Raw genomic sequence first — 16,936 nt, forward strand, 5'->3', positions numbered from 1 at the left:
CCAAGACAAGGAGCCTCTGATTAACTCCTGGATGGTCTCTGGCTTTCAGAGCGATTCACAATCAAGGCGCGACTTTGCAGTAATGTCTGGACCTTACAAGAAGTCGCAACGCCGAGTGTGGATTGCTCTGAAAGCCCCGAAGGGCGAGCTCTGACGGCTGCATCTGCCGCGTTGCTACTCTTGCCAAGGGCTACGGCCATTGGAGGCGAGCAGCGCCTTGCAGCTACAGCCGTCAGAGCCCGCAGAGACCATCCAGGAGTCAATCAGATGCTCCACAAGCCATCCGAGGAACTCTATGGATATTACTGAACTGCTGGCGTTCTCGGCAAAACAGGGCGCGTCCGACTTACACCTGTCTGCCGGTCTTCCCCCCATGATTCGTGTTGACGGCGATGTTCGCCGGATCAATCTGCCGCCGATGGAGCACAAGGAAGTCCACGGCCTGATCTACGACATCATGAACGACAAGCAGCGCAAGGACTACGAAGAATTCCTCGAGACCGACTTTTCCTTCGAAGTACCCGGCGTCGCCCGCTTCCGGGTCAACGCCTTTAACCAGAACCGGGGCGCCGGCGCGGTGTTCCGGACCATCCCCTCCAAGGTCCTGACGATGGAGGACCTGGGCATGGGCCAGGTCTTCAAGGATGTGTCTTCGGTGCCCCGGGGCCTGGTGCTGGTCACCGGCCCCACCGGCTCCGGCAAGTCCACCACCCTGGCGGCCATGCTCGACTACATCAACGATACCCGTTACGAGCACGTGCTGACCATTGAAGATCCGATCGAATTCGTCCACGAATCCAAGAAGTGCCTGGTCAACCAGCGTGAGGTCCATCGTGACACCCTGGGCTTCAACGAGGCGCTGCGCTCGGCCCTGCGGGAAGACCCCGACATCATCCTGGTGGGTGAGCTGCGGGACCTGGAAACCATTCGCCTGGCGCTGACCGCTGCCGAAACCGGTCACCTGGTGTTCGGCACCCTGCATACAACCTCCGCCGCCAAGACCATCGACCGTATCGTTGACGTCTTTCCGGCCGAGGAGAAGTCCATGGTGCGCTCCATGCTGTCGGAGTCGCTGCAGGCGGTTATCTCCCAGACCCTGATGAAGAAAATGGGCGGCGGCCGGATTGCCGCCCACGAGATCATGATCGGCACCGCCGCGATCCGGAACCTGATCCGGGAAGACAAGGTGGCGCAGATGTACTCGGCGATCCAGACTGGCGGCTCCCTGGGCATGACCACGCTGGACCAGACCCTGCAGAAGCTGCTGCAGAAAGGCCTGATCTCCCGCGACGCGGCCCGGGCCAAGGCCAAGATGCCGGATAACTTCTAACCGGCCAACTACTCGAACCGAACAGGTGTGCCATGGATTTTGAAAAACTGCTGCGATTAATGGTGGAAAAGGGCGGCTCCGATCTCTTCATCACCGCCGGGGTGCCCCCCAGCATGAAGGTGAACGGCAAGGTCCTGCCCGTCACCAAGAACGCCCTGACGCCGGAGCAGACCCGCGAGTTCGTCTACGGCGCCATGAACGACAAGCAGCGCGAGGAGTTCGAGACCACCCACGAGTGCAACTTCGCCATCAGCGCTCGCGGCGTCGGTCGTTTTCGCGCCAGTGCCTTCTTCCAGCGCAACCTCTGCGGCATGGTGCTGCGTCGCATCGAAGTGAAGATTCCGCAGCTGGACGAGCTGTCGCTGCCGGAGGTCATCAAGGACCTGGCCATGACCAAGCGGGGCCTGATTCTGTTCGTGGGTGCCACCGGCACCGGTCAATCCACTTCGCTGGCGGCGATGATCGGCCACCGCAACCGTAACAGCCGGGGTCACATCATCTCCATCGAGGATCCGATCGAGTTCGTGCACCAGCACCAGGGCTGCATCGTCACCCAGCGGGAAGTGGGTATCGATACCGAGAGCTTCGAGGTGGCCCTGAAGAACACCCTGCGTCAGGCGCCGGACGTCATCCTGATCGGCGAGGTGCGTACCAAGCAGACCATGGAGTACTCGGTGCAGTTCGCCGAAACCGGCCACCTGTGTCTGGCCACCCTGCACGCCAACAACGCCAACCAGGCCCTGGACCGGATCATCCAGTTCTTCAACCCCGACCAGCACAACCAGATCTGGATGGACCTGTCGCTGAACCTGCGGGCCATCGTGGCCCAGCAGTTGGTGCCCACCCCGGACGGCAAGGGCCGGCGCGCGGTCATCGAGGTGCTGATCAATACCCCGCTGGTGGCGGACATGATCCGCAAGGGCGAGGTCCACAAGCTCAAGGAGCTGATGGCCAAATCCACCGAGGCGGGTATGCAGACATTCGACCAGGCGCTCTACCGGCTGTATGCTGAAGGTTCGATCACGTACGAAGATGCATTGGCACACGCCGATTCTGCGAACGATCTGCGACTGATGATCAAGCTGGGCGCAGACGCACACGGAGCCGACAAGCTGTCTTCCAGTGTTGACAAACTGTCCATACAGAACGATTGACCAGTCGTTCAATCTGTTCGGATTCGGAGCGGCCCGGTTTGTCATTTGATGTTTAAGGTTCGTGCTGCCGACACTGCGCCCCTCACCAAGGGGGATGTATGCAGAAAAACACAGACAGAACCGGATTCAGAACCTGTTTCCTGCCCGCTCTGCTGGTGCTGGCGCCCGCCAGCGCCCTGGCCGGCGGTTATGCCCTGAATGAACAGGGGGCCGCCGCGTCCGGCGTGGCCAACGCCGGCGCCGTCGCCAATCCCGAGAACGCCTCCACCGTCTATTTCAATCCCGCCGGCATGACCGAGCTTGAGGGCACCCAGGTGTCCTTCGGTGCGGCTGTACTGGACGTCACCGGCGATTTCGAGGGCAGTGCCGTGCGTGACGACGGCAGCCCGGTGACCGGCAACGACGGTGGCGACTTCGTGCCCAGCGCGGTGGTGCCCAACCTCTACCTCAACCACAAGCTCAACGACAACGTCGCAGTGGGTTTTGGCCTGAACGCGCCTTACGGTCTGACCGCAGACTACAATGACGGCTTTGTGGGCCGTTTCTTCGCCGACGAGACCGATCTCACGGTGGTCAGCTTCAGCCCGGCCCTGGGCTTCACCGATAACGAGGGCTTCTCAGGCGGCTTCAGCGTCAATGTGCTCTACGCCGAGGGCACCCTCAGCAAGTTCTCCGATTTCCAGTCCCAGGGGCTGCCCCAGGACGGTTATTTCGAGGTGGAGGGCGACGACGTGGCGGTCAACTACACCTTCGGCATCCAGTACCAGCCGGTGGAATCCACCCGTTTTGGTCTGGTGTTCCGCACCGAGACCGAGCTGGATGTGGAAGGCGACGCCACCCTGACCAACGCCCCGGTGTTCGGTCCCACCGGCCCCACCGGTCAGACCCAGACCCTGACCGAAAATGCGCGGGTGCCGCTGGCGATTCCCGAACAGCTCACCTTCGGCGTCAGCCATAAAGCGGTGGACACCGTGACCCTGCTGGCCAGTGTCAGCTGGACCCGCTGGAGCCGCTTCGAGTCGCTGGATGTACTCAGCACCCAGGCCAACGCCGGCACCCCCAACGAGACCATCTCCTTTCTGGGGGAACAGAAGTACGGCGAGCCCGGGGTAATCGGCCATGTGCCGGAGCAGTGGAAGGACACCTGGTCGGCCGCCGTGGGTACCGTCTGGCAGGCGACGCCCGCAGTGGCCCTGAGGGCCGGCTACGCCTTCGATGAGTCACCGGTGAATGAATTCCGCACCGCCCGCGTACCGTCGGAGGACCGCCACTGGATCACCCTTGGCGGGCAGTACGCCCACATGCCCTCGGGCTGGACGGTGGACCTGGCCGCCGGCTACCTGATCATCGACGACCCGTCGGTGGATGAGGAGGAATACACCTTCGGCGACAACCAGCCCACCCCCGGCGCCGCGCGACTGACCGGCGAGTACGAGCTGGATGCCTGGGGCGCCGCGATACAGCTCAGCAAGACGTTCTGATCCTAGCCAACCACCTGGCCGCGGTAGATGATCTTTTTCTGCCGGGCCGGGCCTTCTCCGCCATCCGCGGGCGCCGGCCGGCCCGTGTCGTCGTCCGCAATGGGCTGGCCACGGTACATGCGTTTGGGCGACTCGCCCTCCGCCTGGGGCGACAGCGCCGGCACCCGTTCCTTGAGGGTGGCCCAGGTATTGGCCAGATGGCTGGAACGGGACTGCTCGGCGTAAGTGGCGAGACGCTGGGCCAGGTGCTCCTCGGTCAGGTGCAGCTTGACGCCGAATTCTGAATGAATCAGGCGTCGGCACTGATGCACGAGTTTCAGAAGATTGGGGTCGAGTAACCAGCTACGTTCGGGAGCCAGGGTTGCCATGGGGATCACCTCTGCGGTTGTCACTAGCTGACACCCGGCCCGCCGTTGAGCCGGCCGGGTGTCGACAGTGCTTCCGTAGCGAAAACCATGCCGGGCCTTTCGCAAGAACTCGGGCGGCCGGCAAATTCCCAGAGGAAACAGGCATTAAACGCATTTTCGAGGTTTCACGCGACGCCGGCTCCGCTCTCCCTCACAGTGCCGGCTGGCCCAAAAAGCGGCACGGCGCACCAGGATCGCTCCGTTTGGTCAGTGGATTGGCCCCTGGCGCTGTTCCCCGGCCGGGGCTCAGTGGGCCTGGTCCCAGTTGTCGCCGATGCCGGCCTCCACCAGCAGGGGCACCGCCAGGGAGGCGGCGCCGGACATGCGGGCCACCAGACCCTCGCGAATGGTCTCGATGGCGTCCTCCCGCACCTCCAGGATCAGTTCGTCGTGCACCTGCATTACCATGCGGGCGCGGTCGGCGTGCTCCTGCAGCAGCCAGTCCTCGACGGTCACCATGGCACGCTTAATGATGTCGGCGGCGGTGCCCTGCATGGGCGCATTGATCGCGGTGCGCTCGGCGGCCTGCTGCATCTGCTTGTTGCGGGCGTTGATCTCCGGCAGGTAGAGGCGGCGGCCGAACAGGGTCTCGACGTAGCCGTCATCGTGGGCCTTGCGGCGGATGTCATCCATGTAGCGCAGCACGCCGGGGTAGCGCTCGAAATAGCGGTCGATGTATTCCTGGGCGATCTTGCGCTCCACACCCAGTTGGCGGGCCAGCCCGAACGCCGACATGCCGTAGATCAGACCGAAGTTGATGGCCTTGGCGCTGCGGCGCTGGTCACCACTGACCGCCGCTACCCCGACGCCGAAGACCTCGGCGGCGGTGGCCCGATGGATGTCCTCGCCCTTTTCAAAGGCACCCAGCAGGCCCTTGTCGCCGGACAGGTGGGCCATGATGCGCAGCTCGATCTGGGAGTAGTCCGCCGCCATCAGCTTGTGACCCTCCGGCGCCACAAAGGCCTGGCGGATTCGCCGGCCCTGCTCGGAGCGGATCGGGATGTTCTGCAGGTTGGGCTCGGAGGAGGACAGCCGGCCGGTGGCGGTGACAGCCTGGTGATAGGACGTGTGCACCCGGCCGGTGCGGTGGTTGATCATCTCCGGCAGCCGGTCGGTGTAGGTGGACTTGAGCTTGCTCAGGCTGCGGTGCTCCAGGATCAGCCGGGGCAGGGCATGGTCGTGGGCCAGCTCCTGCAGCACCGGTTCGGCGGTGGAGGGCGCGCCCTTGGGGGTTTTCTTGATGACCGGGATACCCAGCTTGTCGTAGAAGATCGCCTGCAGCTGCTTGGGGGACCCCAGGTTGAAGACCTCTCCGGCCTCGGCGTGGGCCTCCGCCTCCAGTTCCGCCATGCGCTCCGCCAGTTCCTGGCTGTGCTGACGCAGAGTGCTGGCCCGAATCAGGGCACCGCGCTGCTCCATGCGGGAGAGCACCGGCACCAGCGGCAGATCGATGTTTTCGTAGACTTCCCACAGGCGCCCGGTTTCGGCCAGCTTCGGCCGCAGAACCTGGTGCAGGCGCAGGGTGATGTCGGCGTCCTCGGCGGCGTAGGGGCCGGCCTGCTCGAGGTTGATCTGGTTGAAGGTGAGCTGCTTGGCGCCCTTGCCGGCAATGGATTCGAAGGTGATGGTGGTCTCCCCCAGGTACTGCAGAGCGAGTGTGTCCATGTCGTGGCGGCTGGCAACGGAGTTGAGCACATAGGACTCCAGCATGGTGTCCTCGGCAATGCCCGCAAGCACGATGCCGTGATTGGCCAGTACGTTCTTGTCGTACTTCAGGTTCTGCCCCACCTTGGCGTGCTCGGGGCTTTCCAGCAGGGGCTTGAGGCGGGCGAGGATCTCGTCCCGGTCGAGCTGCTCCGGCGCACCCATGTAATCGTGGCCCAGGGGCACGTAGGCGGCCTCGCCGGGAGTCACCGCAAAGGAGACGCCGACAATCTGGGCCTCCATGTAGTTCAGGCTGGTGGTCTCGGTGTCGAAGGCGAAGAGGTCGGCGCTCTCGAGCCGTTCAAGCCAGGCGTCGAAAGCCGCCTGGTCGGTGATGACCTGGTAATTCCGCTCGACGGTGCCAGCCTTGCTTTCAGAAGGATTGGGGGCATTGCTGGCAGGCGCCGGGTTTTCCCCAGGCTGGCCGCGCCGGGCCTGGTTGCCGGGGTCCTCGCCCCGCTCCAGCTCCGCCAGCCAGGATTTGAATTCGTACTCGGCGTAGAGTTCGCGCAGGCGATCATCGTCCTGGGGCTTGGGGTCCAGTTCGCGGATGCCGAATTCCAGGACCACATCCATCTTGATGGTGGCCAGCTCGCGGCTCAGCGGCAGGGTTTCCAGTGAGGCCCGCAGGTTCTCGCCGATCTTGCCCTTGATCTCATCGGCGTGGGCCATGAGGTTGTCCAGGGTGTCGTAGGCCTGGAGCCATTTGACTGCGGTCTTGGGGCCGCACTTGGGCACACCGGGGATGTTATCGACGGTGTCGCCCACCAGGGCCAGATAGTCCACCATCTGGTCCGGCCGGATGCCGAATTTTTCCACCACCCCGTCCCGGTCCATGCGGGTCTCGGTCATGGTGTTGATCAGGGTGACGTGGTCGCTGACCAGTTGTGCCATGTCCTTGTCGCCGGTGGAGATGACCACCTCCACGCCCGTGGCGGTGGCCTCGTTGGCGAGGGTGCCGATGACATCATCCGCCTCCACCTCGGGCTCGATCAGAAGCGGCAGCCCCATGGCTTCGATGATCTGGTGGATCGGCTTGATCTGGCACGCCAGGTCGTCCGGCATGGGCGGCCGGTTGGCCTTGTAGTCCTCGTACAGCTCGTGACGGAAGGTTTTGCCTTTGGCGTCGAACACCACCACGATGCGGGAGCCGGGAAAGTCCTGCTCCAGACGCCGGATCATGCTGATCACCCCCTTGATGGCGCCGGTGGGGTGGTCCTTGCTGGTGGTCAGTGGCGGCAGGGCGTGATAGGCCCGGAACAGATAAGAGGAACCATCGACGAGGACGACCGGCGGGGTCTGCTGCTGACTCATATCAAATCGGGTCCGGATTCTGATTGAAGAGTGAAAAGCCTTGTGTACACTTCAGGAAAGACGCCTTTGTGCCGGCCTCTGTGCTCGAAGGGCCCTGGGACGTCGTTCACCGTCTGGCTGACAAGGTTATCATGAAAACACTCGCAATCTCGGGCCTGCTTGCCGTCACCCTGATTTGGGCCGCCAGCCCGGTATCCGCCCAGGAGGTGGAGAAACCGGAGGAGCCGGTGGTGACCTCCGATTACCAGCGTGACGCCAACGAGCCCCAGGTGGTGATCACCGCCGACGAGGACGCCACTTTCTACGAATACCGGGTCAACGGCGAGCTGCGGGAAATCAAGGTGGTGCCCAAGGTGGGTCCGCCCTATTACCTGGTGCCGGCGCCGGACGGCTGGGTGCGGCAGGATCAGTCCCAGCTCCGGATACCCAGCTGGGTCATTTTCAGCTGGTGAGTGGCCGCAGCGACGCCTAGATAAGATCTATGCTGACCGGCTCCGAGCGCCGGCTCTCAAGGCCCGCCTGATCCAGTGTGGTGACCGTAAATTCGTAGGCGCCAGGGGGCAGGGAGGCCAGGGAAAAGCGGGTGGCGTCCGGCCCATCCAGGGTGATGCTCTCGAACCGGTCCTGATGACGCAGGCGGAAGTACAGCCGATAGCCCCTGATCTCCCCCACCGCAAGCCTTGAACCGTCCTCACGGGTCGCCGGCGGCGTCCAGCTCAGTGTCGGCCTCGGCGGCGGCGAGCCTCCGATCTGCGGTGGCGGCGTCGCTACAGGCCCGGCTTCACTCCTTGCTTGGTTAACCGGTGCGCTGACCGCGGTGGGCCCGCCCAGGGTCTGCTTCAGCGCCGCCAGGCTCTGCTGTTCCCGCTGCTCAGCGGCATGGTAGGCGTCCGGAGCGGCGGCCGCGGACTGGCCCAGGTCTTCCCGGCATCCCGCCAGGGCCAGGCAGAGGCCGACAATCATCAGCGCAAGGGTGTTGGTCATGCTGGTGCTCTCCACATCCATGTTCGAGAGTTGTCTTTTCCAGGGTGCCGCCGGCGATTGACGCCGGCACAAACAGCGCACGATTATCCGAATTTGATTCGCAACTGCAAGTGACTGTTACTCAAGATTGCTATTCCGTGACCCCCTCAGCGGCGCCTGATGCGCCTGTCCCGTGGGGGATGGGCGTATGAACAACCCCGGCGGCGAGGAGGTTTCGGTCAGTGTCGTCATTAGTATGAACATTCTAATTTTGCCCCGTAGAGTAGGCGTTGAATCGAGGAAACGGTGATCCGCACCGTCACATATCCAGCGTGCTACCGGCACGTGAGATCAACGCGAAAGGAGCATTATCATGGGTAAACTCAAGAGCTATCAGGAACAGATCCAGGAAATCGTCGAGAAAGGCATCAACGCTGCGGAAGAGCAGCAGAAGAAGCTGGCCTCCAAGCCGTTCGAGTACGCCGAGAAGCTGGAAAGCGAAGCCCGCGAATACAGCGTCAAGAACCTGCGTAAGCGCTACAACGGCTACAGCGAGAGCCTGTTCGACCAGCTGCGTAGCCTGAACACCCGGTTCGGCAGCTTTGCAGGTGACCTGGTGGCGCGCCTCGAGAAGGAAGCTTCCGAAGGTGTGGCCGACGCCGCTGACGAAGTGACCAGCGTGGCCCAGTCCACCAAGAAGAACGTGGCTTCCAACACCACTGCCAAGAAGCCGGCGGCGCGCAAGACCAGCAGCACTGCCAAGAAGAGCACCACAGCATCCGCCTGAGCGGTGTTGCGGTAACAGGAAGGCCGCCTTCGGGCGGCCTTTTTGGGTTGGTATGAGAGGATATTGGGGTCCGGTGAAGGTTTCACCTGAGCCCAATTTCATTTGTCCCCGGAATCACTGTTCGCTTGCGGCGGTTTCCGGGTCCAGGGGCAGGCTGCGGCGCTCCCCGGTGATCTCTTCCAGGCGTTCGATGTCCTGAACGAAGCGCTTGCGCATGGTTTCGATTTCCGAGTTCTGAACCACGATCTCCCGCTCGATCTCGCGGATCTGGGCCTGAAGCCGCTCGATCTTCTGCAGGGTGGCGTCCGGGATTTCGCGGCCGGAACGCTCCAGGTCCGCCGCCCGGGCCTGCTCTTCGTCGAGCTGGTTGACGATCACTGAAATATTGCCGCGCTTGAGCTGGTTGAGGCTCTGCATCTCCTGCAGCTTGCGGTGCATGGCACGGACGGCGTCATCCGGGTGGCTGAATCGGCGCAAAAGCTTGGCGTCCGCCTCACGCTGGCGGGCCTCCTGGGCTTCACGCTCCTCAGCGGCGGCCCGGGCGGCGAGCTCCTCTTCGGTCGGTGCCGGCGCGATGGTCTGGATAACCCGGCCCTGGTCGTTGAGGATCTCATAACCGCGGGACGTGGCGTCGGAGGGCACGGTGTTGCTGATGACCAGTTGGCCGTTGTCGTCGGTGTAACGGTACATGCGCGCCTCGGCGCTGGCGGCAGCCAGCAGCAGGGCACACAGGCCATAGCTGAGGACGGATCTAACGGGACGATTCATGGCGTGGGGGCGATGCTCCGGTCGAATTGCCTATCAGGCCCCAGCATACCAAACCCGGCGGCCCGAACCACAGGCAATCTGTGTAACGCCGGCGTTGTGGTCTGTTACAGGTTCGGATCAGGCCGGTACCAGCCCGGTATCACACCCCGTAGTTTCGGCGATACTCCGCCACTGCGGTGGCGTGGTGGGAGAAACCAGGGGTATTGTCGATGTAGGCCAGAACCTGGTCGAGCTGGATGATGCTGACCACCGGGATCCCGAACTGGGCCTCCACCTCCTGGATCGCCGAGCGCTCACCGGTGCCGCGCTCCTGGCGATCCAGTGCGATGAGTACGCCGGCAGGCTCGGCGCCAGCGCCGTGGATCAGGTCGATGGCTTCACGAATGGCGGTGCCGGCGGTGATGACGTCGTCCACGATCAGTACCCGGCCCCTAAGCGGCGCGCCCACCAGGTTGCCACCCTCGCCGTGGTCCTTCTTCTCCTTGCGGTTGAAGGCGTAGGGGCGATTGTCGCCGGCGTTGGCCAGGGCCATCGCGGTGGCGGTGGCCAGCGGGATGCCCTTATAGGCAGGTCCGAACAGGATGTCATAATCCAGGGCGCTGCGCTGGAGTGCGGCGGCGTAGGCATTGCCCAGCTGAACCAGATCGTTGCCGCTGTTGAACAGGCCGGCGTTAAAGAAGTAGGGGCTGGTGCGGCCGGACTTCAGGGTGAACTGGCCGAACCGCAGCACCTCCCGCTGGATGGCAAATTCGATAAAGTCGCGCTGGTAGTCGTGCATGGCAAGGCTTCTGGCGGGGTGAGATTCTTTTAATAACGTGTAAAAGCGGTATCATACACTCAAACCGAATCAGGGAACACGTATGCGGGTAGTATCCATCAGCGTCAACGGTCTGGCCCAGGCCGTGGACCGAGGCTTTTTCGACTGGCTGGCGAAGCAGGACGCTGATGTGGTCTGTGTCCAGGATCATCGCATGCGGGCCTATGAAATCGAGGACCTGGGCCTGATTCCGAAGGGCTACGAAGCCTACTTCATCGACGGCGAGAAAAACGAGGACGGTGGGGTGGGTATCTACACCCGGCATTTTCCGAAGGCCATCATGTACGGCTTCGCCAGTGCCCAGGCCGACCGGGAAGGCCGCTTCATCCAGGCGGATTTCGACAGGGTCAGTGTTGCCTCCGTGCTGGCGCCCTCGGCGCTGGGCCGGGAAGAAACCATCGTTGGTGACAACGAAGAGACCGCGCTGGACCACAAGGACGCCTTCATGGAGGCCTATGGCCTGCACATGCAGAAGACCCTGCGCAAGCGCCGCCAGTTCATCTTCTGCGCCAACCTGCAGGCGGCCCACCACGTCACCGATGCCAGTTCACGCTACCACAAGCTGGATGTGTCCGGCTTCCTGCCCCATGAGCGGGCCTGGCTGGACAAGCTCTTTGACGAACTCGGCGCCGTTGACGCCTTCCGCGAGATCAACAAGCAGAGCAACCAGTTTACCTGGTGGCCGGAATGGGCCGAGGGCTGGCGCAAGCACTCCGGTATCCGCACCGATTACCAGATTCTGACGCCGGGTATCCGCAAGACCGTGACCGACGGCTGGATCGACGACAGTACCCGCTTCTCGGATCACGCTCCGCTGATCATGGATTACGACATCGAAATCGGGCACTGACCGGTCAGGGTAAGAGGGAGTCCGGCGAGGCTCCCTCGCTTCTGCGTCCTGTCTGTCAGTCCTTGCCCAGAGCCCTGGCCTGAACTGCAAACAGCTGGTCGATGCCGGTCTTGGCCAGGGCCAGCATGCTGTCCAGCTCCCCCTGCGCAAAGGGCGCGCCCTCGGCGGTGCCCTGAATCTCAATGAAGCCACCCTGGTCGGTCATGATGACGTTCATGTCGGTTTCCGCCTCGGAGTCTTCCGGGTAGTCCAGGTCCACCACCGGCGTGCCCTTATAGATGCCTACCGACACCGCAGCCACCATCTGGATCAGCGGCGACTGCTTGAGCCGGCCATTGGCCACCAGACTGTCCAGGGCATCCACCAGGGCCACGCAACCCCCGGTGATGGCGGCGGTTCGGGTACCGCCATCAGCCTGGATGACGTCACAGTCGATGGTGATGGAGTGCTCGCCGAGTTTGCTCAGGTCCACCGCCGCCCGCAGTGAGCGGCCGATCAGGCGCTGGATTTCCACCGTGCGGCCACCCTGCTTGCCGCGAGCCGCCTCCCGACCCATCCGGCTGCCGGTGGAGCGGGGCAGCATGCCGTACTCGGCGGTGATCCAGCCCTTGCCCTCGCCGCGGAGAAAAGGCGGCACCTTGTTTTCAACCGAGGCGGTACAGATCACCTTGGTGTCGCCGAACTCCACCAGCACCGAGCCTTCGGCATGCCGGGTGTAGTGGCGGGTGATCTGGATGTCTCTGGTCTGGGCCGGGGCGCGTCCGCTGGGTCGCATAGGCTGTGAATCCTGCTTGTAAAGATGAATGGCCGGGCCGTTATGACCCGTTCAGGGTGGCCGAGTATAGCATGGCCGGGTGCCACCTGCGGTTGAGGTCGCCTGGAATATCGGCGGACTGGTAAACTGAGGAACCTGAGCTCGGGAACCTGACAAGTCCCGATGAGTCCTTGCCTGGAGTGGATATGATCAAGAGCATGACCGCCTTTGCCCGGGAAGACGCCCAGGGCCCCTGGGGAACGCTGACCTGTGAGATCCGCACGGTCAACCATCGCTATCTGGAACCGGGCTTCCGCTTGCCGGACAACTTCAGGGACCTGGAGAACCGTTTCCGTGAGCAGCTGCGCAAGCGTCTGCGCCGCGGCAAGGTTGATGTGGGCATGCGGTTGCAGGGCGCGGAGGCCTCCAGCGACAGTCTGGTGGTGAATCAGGAGCTGGTGGAAGCGGTCAACGAAGCCGCCAACCAGGTCAACCGCATTCTCGATAACCCTGCCCACATCAACGCTCTGGATATCCTGCGCTGGCCCGGGGTGCTGTCCGGCGTGGAGCAGGATCCCGGTCCGGCCCGGGAGGCCGCCGGCGAGCTCTTCGAGCGCACCCTCGCCAGCCTGGTGCAGGTAAGGGAGCGCGAGGGTGAGCGCCTGCGGCCCCTGTTCGAGGATCGCCTGGCCAGCATGGCGGAGGGCGTGGCGACGGTGCGCAAACTGATGCCGGAACTTCTGGCCCAGCAGGAGAGCAATCTGCGGGAGCGCTTCCAGGCCGCCCGGGTGGAGCTGGAGCCGGAGCGGGTTGCCCAGGAGATGGTCATGCTGGCGCAGAAGTCGGATGTAGCCGAAGAGCTGGACCGGCTGGAGGCCCACATTGCCGAGGTGTCCGACACCCTGGCCCAGGACGACGCCATTGGCCGGCGCCTGGACTTCCTGATGCAGGAACTCAACCGGGAAGCCAATACCCTCAGCAGCAAATCCATCGACGCCCGCGTGACCCGGGTCGCCGTGGACATGAAAGTGCTGATCGAGCAGATGCGAGAGCAGGTACAGAATATCGAATGACGCCGGTGACAGCTTCGTGGACCGACGTTGCCGCCCGCTTTTCCTTCCCCCTGGTATCGGCTCCGGAAACTGTCCGGTGATCAGTGAAGGGTGGATGAGATTCAGAATCGCGATAGTCGTTCTTGTTGCCGCGGCTCTGGCGGGCGCCTGGTGGCTGCTGCAAAACCTGGGCATGCCGGCGGACCTGACGCCCGGGTCGCTGTCGGAATGGCTTGGGAGCCGGGGCGCGGCCGGACCCCTGTTGCTGATGCTGCTGATGGTCATTGCCGTGGTGGTGGGGCCGATCCCGACGCTGCCCATCAGCGCGACCGCAGGCCTGGCGTTCGGCATTGTTGCGGGCACACTCATTGCTGCCACCGGCGCCCTGGTGGGCGCCCTGGCCGCCTTCTGGATCGCCCGCTGCCTGGGGCGTGACCTGATCCGCGAGCGCTTCCCCGACAACCCCGTGCTGGCAGCGGATGGTTCCCAGAGATTCCTGACCATTGCCATCCTGGTGACGCGACTGGTGCCCCTGTTCTCCTTTGCCCTGATCAGTTACGCCGCCGGCGTCACCGCCATACAGACCTGGCGTTTTGCAGTGGCTACCTTTATCGGAATGTTGCCCATGACGGTGGTGTTTGCCGGGCTGGGAAACACGTTCAGACTTAACCCGCTGCTCACTGTGGTTGCCGCGTTGGCGATTCTCGCTGTCATGGTCTGGCTGCCATGGTCCCTCAGCCGGCATCCCCGTTCCCGTCTGGCGCGCTGGCTCAGGCTCAGTCGATAGCCGCGGCTTTTTAACCCCGGGAGCCGAGGGGCTTTCGAATAAGCCCTGCCATCATCAGGACGGGGCGTCTGTGGCACCTGCAGTAGCCTAACTGCTAGAATCGGGGCCTGTTTTTGTCCGTTTTTGATGGCGCTGCCGGGTGCCGGAGCAGCCCGTTTCGTCTCATGCCTACCCACGCACTGGAGCTTATGCCGCAATGAATCAGGCCGTTGAAAAAGGCACGCTGTATGTGATCTCCGCGCCCTCCGGCGCCGGCAAGACCAGCCTGGTCAGCGCCCTGGTGGCAGACGATCCCCGCCTGGGGGTGTCGGTCTCCCACACCACCCGACCCATGCGTCGGGGCGAGGAGGACGGGGTCAATTACCACTTCGTCAGCCGGGAAACCTTCGAGGCCATGATCGGGCGCAATGAGTTCCTCGAGCATGCCGATGTTTTCGGCAACTACTATGGTACCTCCCAGGTCTGGGTGGAGCAGACCCTGAACGAGGGCCGGGATGTGATCCTGGAGATCGACTGGCAAGGTGCGATGCAGGTGCGGCGCCTGATGCCGGCGTGCGTCGGCATCTTTATCGTGCCGCCGTCACCGGAAATCCTGGAGGCCCGGCTCACCGGCCGCGGCACCGACGCGCCGGAGGTGGTGGCGCGTCGGTTACGGGAGGCCGGGGAGGAATGCAGCCATGCCCAGGAGTTCGACTACCTGGTGGTAAACGACGTCTTCGACGTGGCCCTGGCGGACCTGCGGGCCATCGTGCGGGGCCAGCGGCTGCGGATGCAGGCCCAGGCGGTTCGCCACGGGGAGCTGCTGGCGCGCCTGGTGGGCAAGCGTTGAATCTATACAAATTGAGCGGCTGCGATTACACTACGCGGTCTGCAATTGCGCCCGACCGCGGGCGCCAGCCGCCAACACGAATCAATCAGACCGACAGTCGGGGAAGTTATGGCACGAGTAACCGTTGAAGATTGCCTTGAGCACGTTGATAACCGCTTCCAGTTGGTGATGCTGGCCACCAAGCGGGCCCGTCAGCTCGCGACCAAGGGCCACGAACCGCTGGTGGCGGAAGAGAACGACAAGCCCACAGTTATCGCCCTGCGGGAGATCGCCGAAGGCAAGATCAGCCGCGATCTTCTGAAAGTGGACGACGACGAGTAAAAATTTCAGTGCCGTTCTGAACAGGCATTGAATTCTGCCCCCACGCTTTTATAGTGTGAGAGAGGGTTGGCCGAATAGGCCAGGCCCGAAGGGCATCGGAAGGACCCGGATGTGAGCATTCGGGTTTTTTTGTCTGCGGATTTCAGGGGTGATGAGAATTGTACGAAGGCGCGGTTTCACCCGAGGCGTCAGCCTCGGTCGAAGGGTTGGTTAACCAGCTCAGCAGCTACCTCGACAGTTCCCGCATCAACCAGGTGCGGCGTGCCTACTATTATGCTGAACAGGCCCACGAGGGCCAGAAGCGTCGTAGTGGCGAGCCCTACATCACCCACCCGCTGGCGGTGGCCCACATCCTGGCGGACCTGAAGCTGGACCACCAGAGCCTCATGGCGGCCATGCTGCACGACGTCATCGAGGACACCGGCATTCCCAAGGACGCCCTGTCCGAGCAGTTCGGCGAGCCGGTGGCGGACCTGGTGGACGGCGTCAGCAAACTGACCCAGATCGAGTTCCGCACCCGCGCCGAGGCCCAGGCCGAGAACTTCCAGAAAATGACCCTGGCTATGGCCCGGGACATCCGCGTGATCCTGGTGAAGCTGGCAGACCGGCTCCACAACATGCGCACCCTGGGCCCGCTGCCCTACGAGAAGCGCCAGCGCATCGCCACCGAAACCCTCGACATCTACGCGCCCATCGCCAACCGCCTGGGCATGCACAGTGTCTGCACCGAACTTGAGGACCTGGGCTTCGCGTCGCTCTACCCGATGCGCTCACGCTACATCTCCCAGGCGGTCAGCAAGCTGCGGGGCAGCCACCAGGAAATCATCGAGGAGATTCGCGGCAAGCTGGAGGAGAAACTCTCGGAGCGGGGGCTGCCGGGCCGCATCCTCGGCCGCGAGAAACACCTGAACAGCATCTACAACAAGATGAAGTTCAAGCAGAAATCCTTCCATGAAATCATGGATGTCTACGCTTTCCGCATTATCACCGAGAGCGAGGACGACTGCTACCGCATCCTGGGAGCGGTACACAGCCTGTACAAGCCGCTGCCGGGCCGGTTCAAGGACTACATTGCCATGCCCAAGGCCAATGGCTACCAGTCCCTGCACACCACCCTGTTCGGCATGCACGTCAATATCGAGATCCAGATCCGCACCGAGGAGATGGAGCAGGTGGCCAATAACGGCATCGCCGCCCACTGGATGTACAAGAACGACCAGTCCGCGGTGTCGCTGGTGAACCAGAACCGGGTGGATCGCTGGGTCAAGGGCCTGATGGAAATGCGGGAGCGCACCGACGACTCGCTGGAGTTCATCGAGCACGTCAAGGTGGACCTGTTCCCGGACGAGATCTACGTGTTCACCCCCAAGGGCAAGATTCTGGAACTGCCGGGTGGCGCCACCCCGGTGGACTTCGCCTACGCCATTCACACCGACATCGGTAATGCCTGTGTGGCCTGCCGCATCAACCGCAACCTGGCGTCCCTGAGCCAGCCGTTACAGAGTGGCCAGACGGTGGAGATCATCACCGCCCCTGGTGCCCGTCCGAATCCGGCATGGCTGGGCTTCGTGGTCACCGGCAAGGCCCGCAGCAGCATCCGCCACGCGCTCAAGAACCA

The 16,936-nt window shown here is 63.2% G+C and carries 17 protein-coding genes; 11 read left to right on the forward strand and 6 right to left on the reverse strand.

All coding sequences use genetic code 11. From position 1 onward, the window contains the following. Nucleotides 1-295 precede the first annotated feature (295 nt). The 3 genes from R3280_RS11745 to R3280_RS11755 all read left to right on the forward strand — a co-directional run bounded on the left by R3280_RS11745 (nucleotide 296) and on the right by R3280_RS11755 (nucleotide 3,965). The gene (locus R3280_RS11745) at nucleotides 296-1,330 is read left to right on the forward strand and encodes a type IV pilus twitching motility protein PilT (RefSeq protein WP_318998795.1); all 1,035 of its coding nucleotides are present in this window, start codon (nucleotides 296-298) and stop codon (nucleotides 1,328-1,330) included. Between the two features lie 32 nt (nucleotides 1,331-1,362). Next, nucleotides 1,363-2,484: a PilT/PilU family type 4a pilus ATPase gene (locus R3280_RS11750; protein ID WP_318998796.1), complete on the forward strand. Its 1,122-nt coding sequence runs from the start codon at nucleotides 1,363-1,365 to the stop codon at nucleotides 2,482-2,484. Between the two features lie 98 nt (nucleotides 2,485-2,582). Then, nucleotides 2,583-3,965 (forward strand): OmpP1/FadL family transporter, encoded by a 1,383-nt coding sequence (locus R3280_RS11755; RefSeq protein WP_318998797.1) that lies wholly within the window; start codon nucleotides 2,583-2,585, stop codon nucleotides 3,963-3,965. 2 nt (nucleotides 3,966-3,967) lie between these two features. On the opposite strand, the gene R3280_RS11760 is transcribed toward R3280_RS11755, so the two are convergent. Together R3280_RS11760 and polA are read right to left on the reverse strand one after the other, a co-directional pair. After that, on the reverse strand, nucleotides 3,968-4,333 hold the full coding sequence (locus R3280_RS11760; RefSeq protein WP_318998798.1) for a hypothetical protein: 366 nt from the start codon (nucleotides 4,331-4,333) through the stop codon (nucleotides 3,968-3,970). A 285-nt stretch (nucleotides 4,334-4,618) separates the two neighbouring features. After that, the gene (gene polA / locus R3280_RS11765; protein ID WP_318998799.1) at nucleotides 4,619-7,390 is read right to left on the reverse strand and encodes a DNA polymerase I; all 2,772 of its coding nucleotides are present in this window, start codon (nucleotides 7,388-7,390) and stop codon (nucleotides 4,619-4,621) included. Nucleotides 7,391-7,521: 131 nt separating this feature from the next. Between polA and R3280_RS11770 the strand changes: the two genes are divergently transcribed. After that, nucleotides 7,522-7,842 carry a DUF2782 domain-containing protein gene (locus R3280_RS11770; protein WP_318998800.1) on the forward strand — a complete coding sequence of 107 codons (321 nt, stop codon included), beginning with the start codon at nucleotides 7,522-7,524 and terminating at the stop codon, nucleotides 7,840-7,842. Nucleotides 7,843-7,858: 16 nt separating this feature from the next. Here R3280_RS11770 and R3280_RS11775 read toward each other — a convergent pair whose 3' ends face one another. Next, nucleotides 7,859-8,374 (reverse strand): fibronectin type III domain-containing protein, encoded by a 516-nt coding sequence (locus R3280_RS11775; protein ID WP_318998801.1) that lies wholly within the window; start codon nucleotides 8,372-8,374, stop codon nucleotides 7,859-7,861. A gap of 352 nt (nucleotides 8,375-8,726) precedes the next feature. On the opposite strand from R3280_RS11775, the gene R3280_RS11780 reads away from it, so the two are divergent. Continuing rightward, nucleotides 8,727-9,140 (forward strand): hypothetical protein, encoded by a 414-nt coding sequence (locus R3280_RS11780; RefSeq protein ID WP_318998802.1) that lies wholly within the window; start codon nucleotides 8,727-8,729, stop codon nucleotides 9,138-9,140. A gap of 114 nt (nucleotides 9,141-9,254) precedes the next feature. On the opposite strand, the gene R3280_RS11785 is transcribed toward R3280_RS11780, so the two are convergent. Together R3280_RS11785 and pyrE are read right to left on the reverse strand one after the other, a co-directional pair. Next, on the reverse strand, nucleotides 9,255-9,908 hold the full coding sequence (locus R3280_RS11785) for a DUF4124 domain-containing protein (protein ID WP_318998803.1): 654 nt from the start codon (nucleotides 9,906-9,908) through the stop codon (nucleotides 9,255-9,257). Between the two features lie 139 nt (nucleotides 9,909-10,047). Continuing rightward, complete coding sequence (gene pyrE / locus R3280_RS11790) at nucleotides 10,048-10,686, reverse strand: orotate phosphoribosyltransferase (RefSeq protein WP_318998804.1); 639 nt, start codon at nucleotides 10,684-10,686, stop codon at nucleotides 10,048-10,050. Nucleotides 10,687-10,768: 82 nt separating this feature from the next. Between pyrE and R3280_RS11795 the strand changes: the two genes are divergently transcribed. Further along, nucleotides 10,769-11,575, forward strand: a complete 807-nt coding sequence (locus tag R3280_RS11795; RefSeq protein ID WP_318998805.1) for an exodeoxyribonuclease III — start codon at nucleotides 10,769-10,771, stop codon at nucleotides 11,573-11,575. A 55-nt stretch (nucleotides 11,576-11,630) separates the two neighbouring features. Here R3280_RS11795 and rph read toward each other — a convergent pair whose 3' ends face one another. Then, nucleotides 11,631-12,350, reverse strand: coding sequence for a ribonuclease PH (rph, locus tag R3280_RS11800; protein WP_318998806.1), 720 nt, complete (start codon nucleotides 12,348-12,350; stop codon nucleotides 11,631-11,633). Nucleotides 12,351-12,535: 185 nt separating this feature from the next. Here rph and R3280_RS11805 point away from each other — a divergent pair, with 185 nt between their 5' ends. The 5 genes from R3280_RS11805 to R3280_RS11825 form a co-directional block, all read left to right on the forward strand. Then, nucleotides 12,536-13,402, forward strand: a complete 867-nt coding sequence (locus R3280_RS11805) for a YicC/YloC family endoribonuclease (protein WP_318998807.1) — start codon at nucleotides 12,536-12,538, stop codon at nucleotides 13,400-13,402. 94 nt (nucleotides 13,403-13,496) lie between these two features. Beyond that, the gene (locus R3280_RS11810) at nucleotides 13,497-14,168 is read left to right on the forward strand and encodes a TVP38/TMEM64 family protein (protein WP_318998808.1); all 672 of its coding nucleotides are present in this window, start codon (nucleotides 13,497-13,499) and stop codon (nucleotides 14,166-14,168) included. A 196-nt stretch (nucleotides 14,169-14,364) separates the two neighbouring features. Further along, nucleotides 14,365-14,997 carry a guanylate kinase gene (gene gmk, locus R3280_RS11815; RefSeq protein ID WP_318998809.1) on the forward strand — a complete coding sequence of 211 codons (633 nt, stop codon included), beginning with the start codon at nucleotides 14,365-14,367 and terminating at the stop codon, nucleotides 14,995-14,997. A gap of 108 nt (nucleotides 14,998-15,105) precedes the next feature. After that, complete coding sequence (gene rpoZ / locus R3280_RS11820) at nucleotides 15,106-15,318, forward strand: DNA-directed RNA polymerase subunit omega (RefSeq protein WP_318998810.1); 213 nt, start codon at nucleotides 15,106-15,108, stop codon at nucleotides 15,316-15,318. A 158-nt stretch (nucleotides 15,319-15,476) separates the two neighbouring features. Then, the coding region (locus R3280_RS11825) for a RelA/SpoT family protein (protein ID WP_413468774.1) at nucleotides 15,477-16,936 on the forward strand (1,460 nt) is incomplete at its 3' end.

The sequence above is a fragment of the Marinobacter sp. genome (assembly GCF_033722195.1).
Lineage (GTDB): Bacteria > Pseudomonadota > Gammaproteobacteria > Pseudomonadales > Oleiphilaceae > Marinobacter.

Excerpts from the sequence above, each read along its gene's own strand:
- R3280_RS11770 (WP_318998800.1), top strand. The coding sequence starts at position 7,522 with ATGAAAACACTCGCAATCTCGGGCCTGCTTGCCGTCACCCTGATTTGG.
- R3280_RS11785 (WP_318998803.1), bottom strand. The coding sequence starts at position 9,908 with ATGAATCGTCCCGTTAGATCCGTCCTCAGCTATGGCCTGTGTGCCCTG.
- rph (WP_318998806.1), bottom strand. The coding sequence starts at position 12,350 with ATGCGACCCAGCGGACGCGCCCCGGCCCAGACCAGAGACATCCAGATC.
- R3280_RS11795 (WP_318998805.1), top strand. The coding sequence starts at position 10,769 with ATGCGGGTAGTATCCATCAGCGTCAACGGTCTGGCCCAGGCCGTGGAC.
- polA (WP_318998799.1), bottom strand. The coding sequence starts at position 7,390 with ATGAGTCAGCAGCAGACCCCGCCGGTCGTCCTCGTCGATGGTTCCTCT.
- R3280_RS11750 (WP_318998796.1), top strand. The coding sequence starts at position 1,363 with ATGGATTTTGAAAAACTGCTGCGATTAATGGTGGAAAAGGGCGGCTCC.
- pyrE (WP_318998804.1), bottom strand. The coding sequence starts at position 10,686 with ATGCACGACTACCAGCGCGACTTTATCGAATTTGCCATCCAGCGGGAG.
- R3280_RS11775 (WP_318998801.1), bottom strand. The coding sequence starts at position 8,374 with ATGACCAACACCCTTGCGCTGATGATTGTCGGCCTCTGCCTGGCCCTG.
- R3280_RS11760 (WP_318998798.1), bottom strand. The coding sequence starts at position 4,333 with ATGGCAACCCTGGCTCCCGAACGTAGCTGGTTACTCGACCCCAATCTT.
- rpoZ (WP_318998810.1), top strand. The coding sequence starts at position 15,106 with ATGGCACGAGTAACCGTTGAAGATTGCCTTGAGCACGTTGATAACCGC.
- gmk (WP_318998809.1), top strand. The coding sequence starts at position 14,365 with ATGAATCAGGCCGTTGAAAAAGGCACGCTGTATGTGATCTCCGCGCCC.
- R3280_RS11745 (WP_318998795.1), top strand. The coding sequence starts at position 296 with ATGGATATTACTGAACTGCTGGCGTTCTCGGCAAAACAGGGCGCGTCC.
- R3280_RS11780 (WP_318998802.1), top strand. The coding sequence starts at position 8,727 with ATGGGTAAACTCAAGAGCTATCAGGAACAGATCCAGGAAATCGTCGAG.
- R3280_RS11805 (WP_318998807.1), top strand. The coding sequence starts at position 12,536 with ATGATCAAGAGCATGACCGCCTTTGCCCGGGAAGACGCCCAGGGCCCC.
- R3280_RS11755 (WP_318998797.1), top strand. The coding sequence starts at position 2,583 with ATGCAGAAAAACACAGACAGAACCGGATTCAGAACCTGTTTCCTGCCC.
- R3280_RS11810 (WP_318998808.1), top strand. The coding sequence starts at position 13,497 with ATGAGATTCAGAATCGCGATAGTCGTTCTTGTTGCCGCGGCTCTGGCG.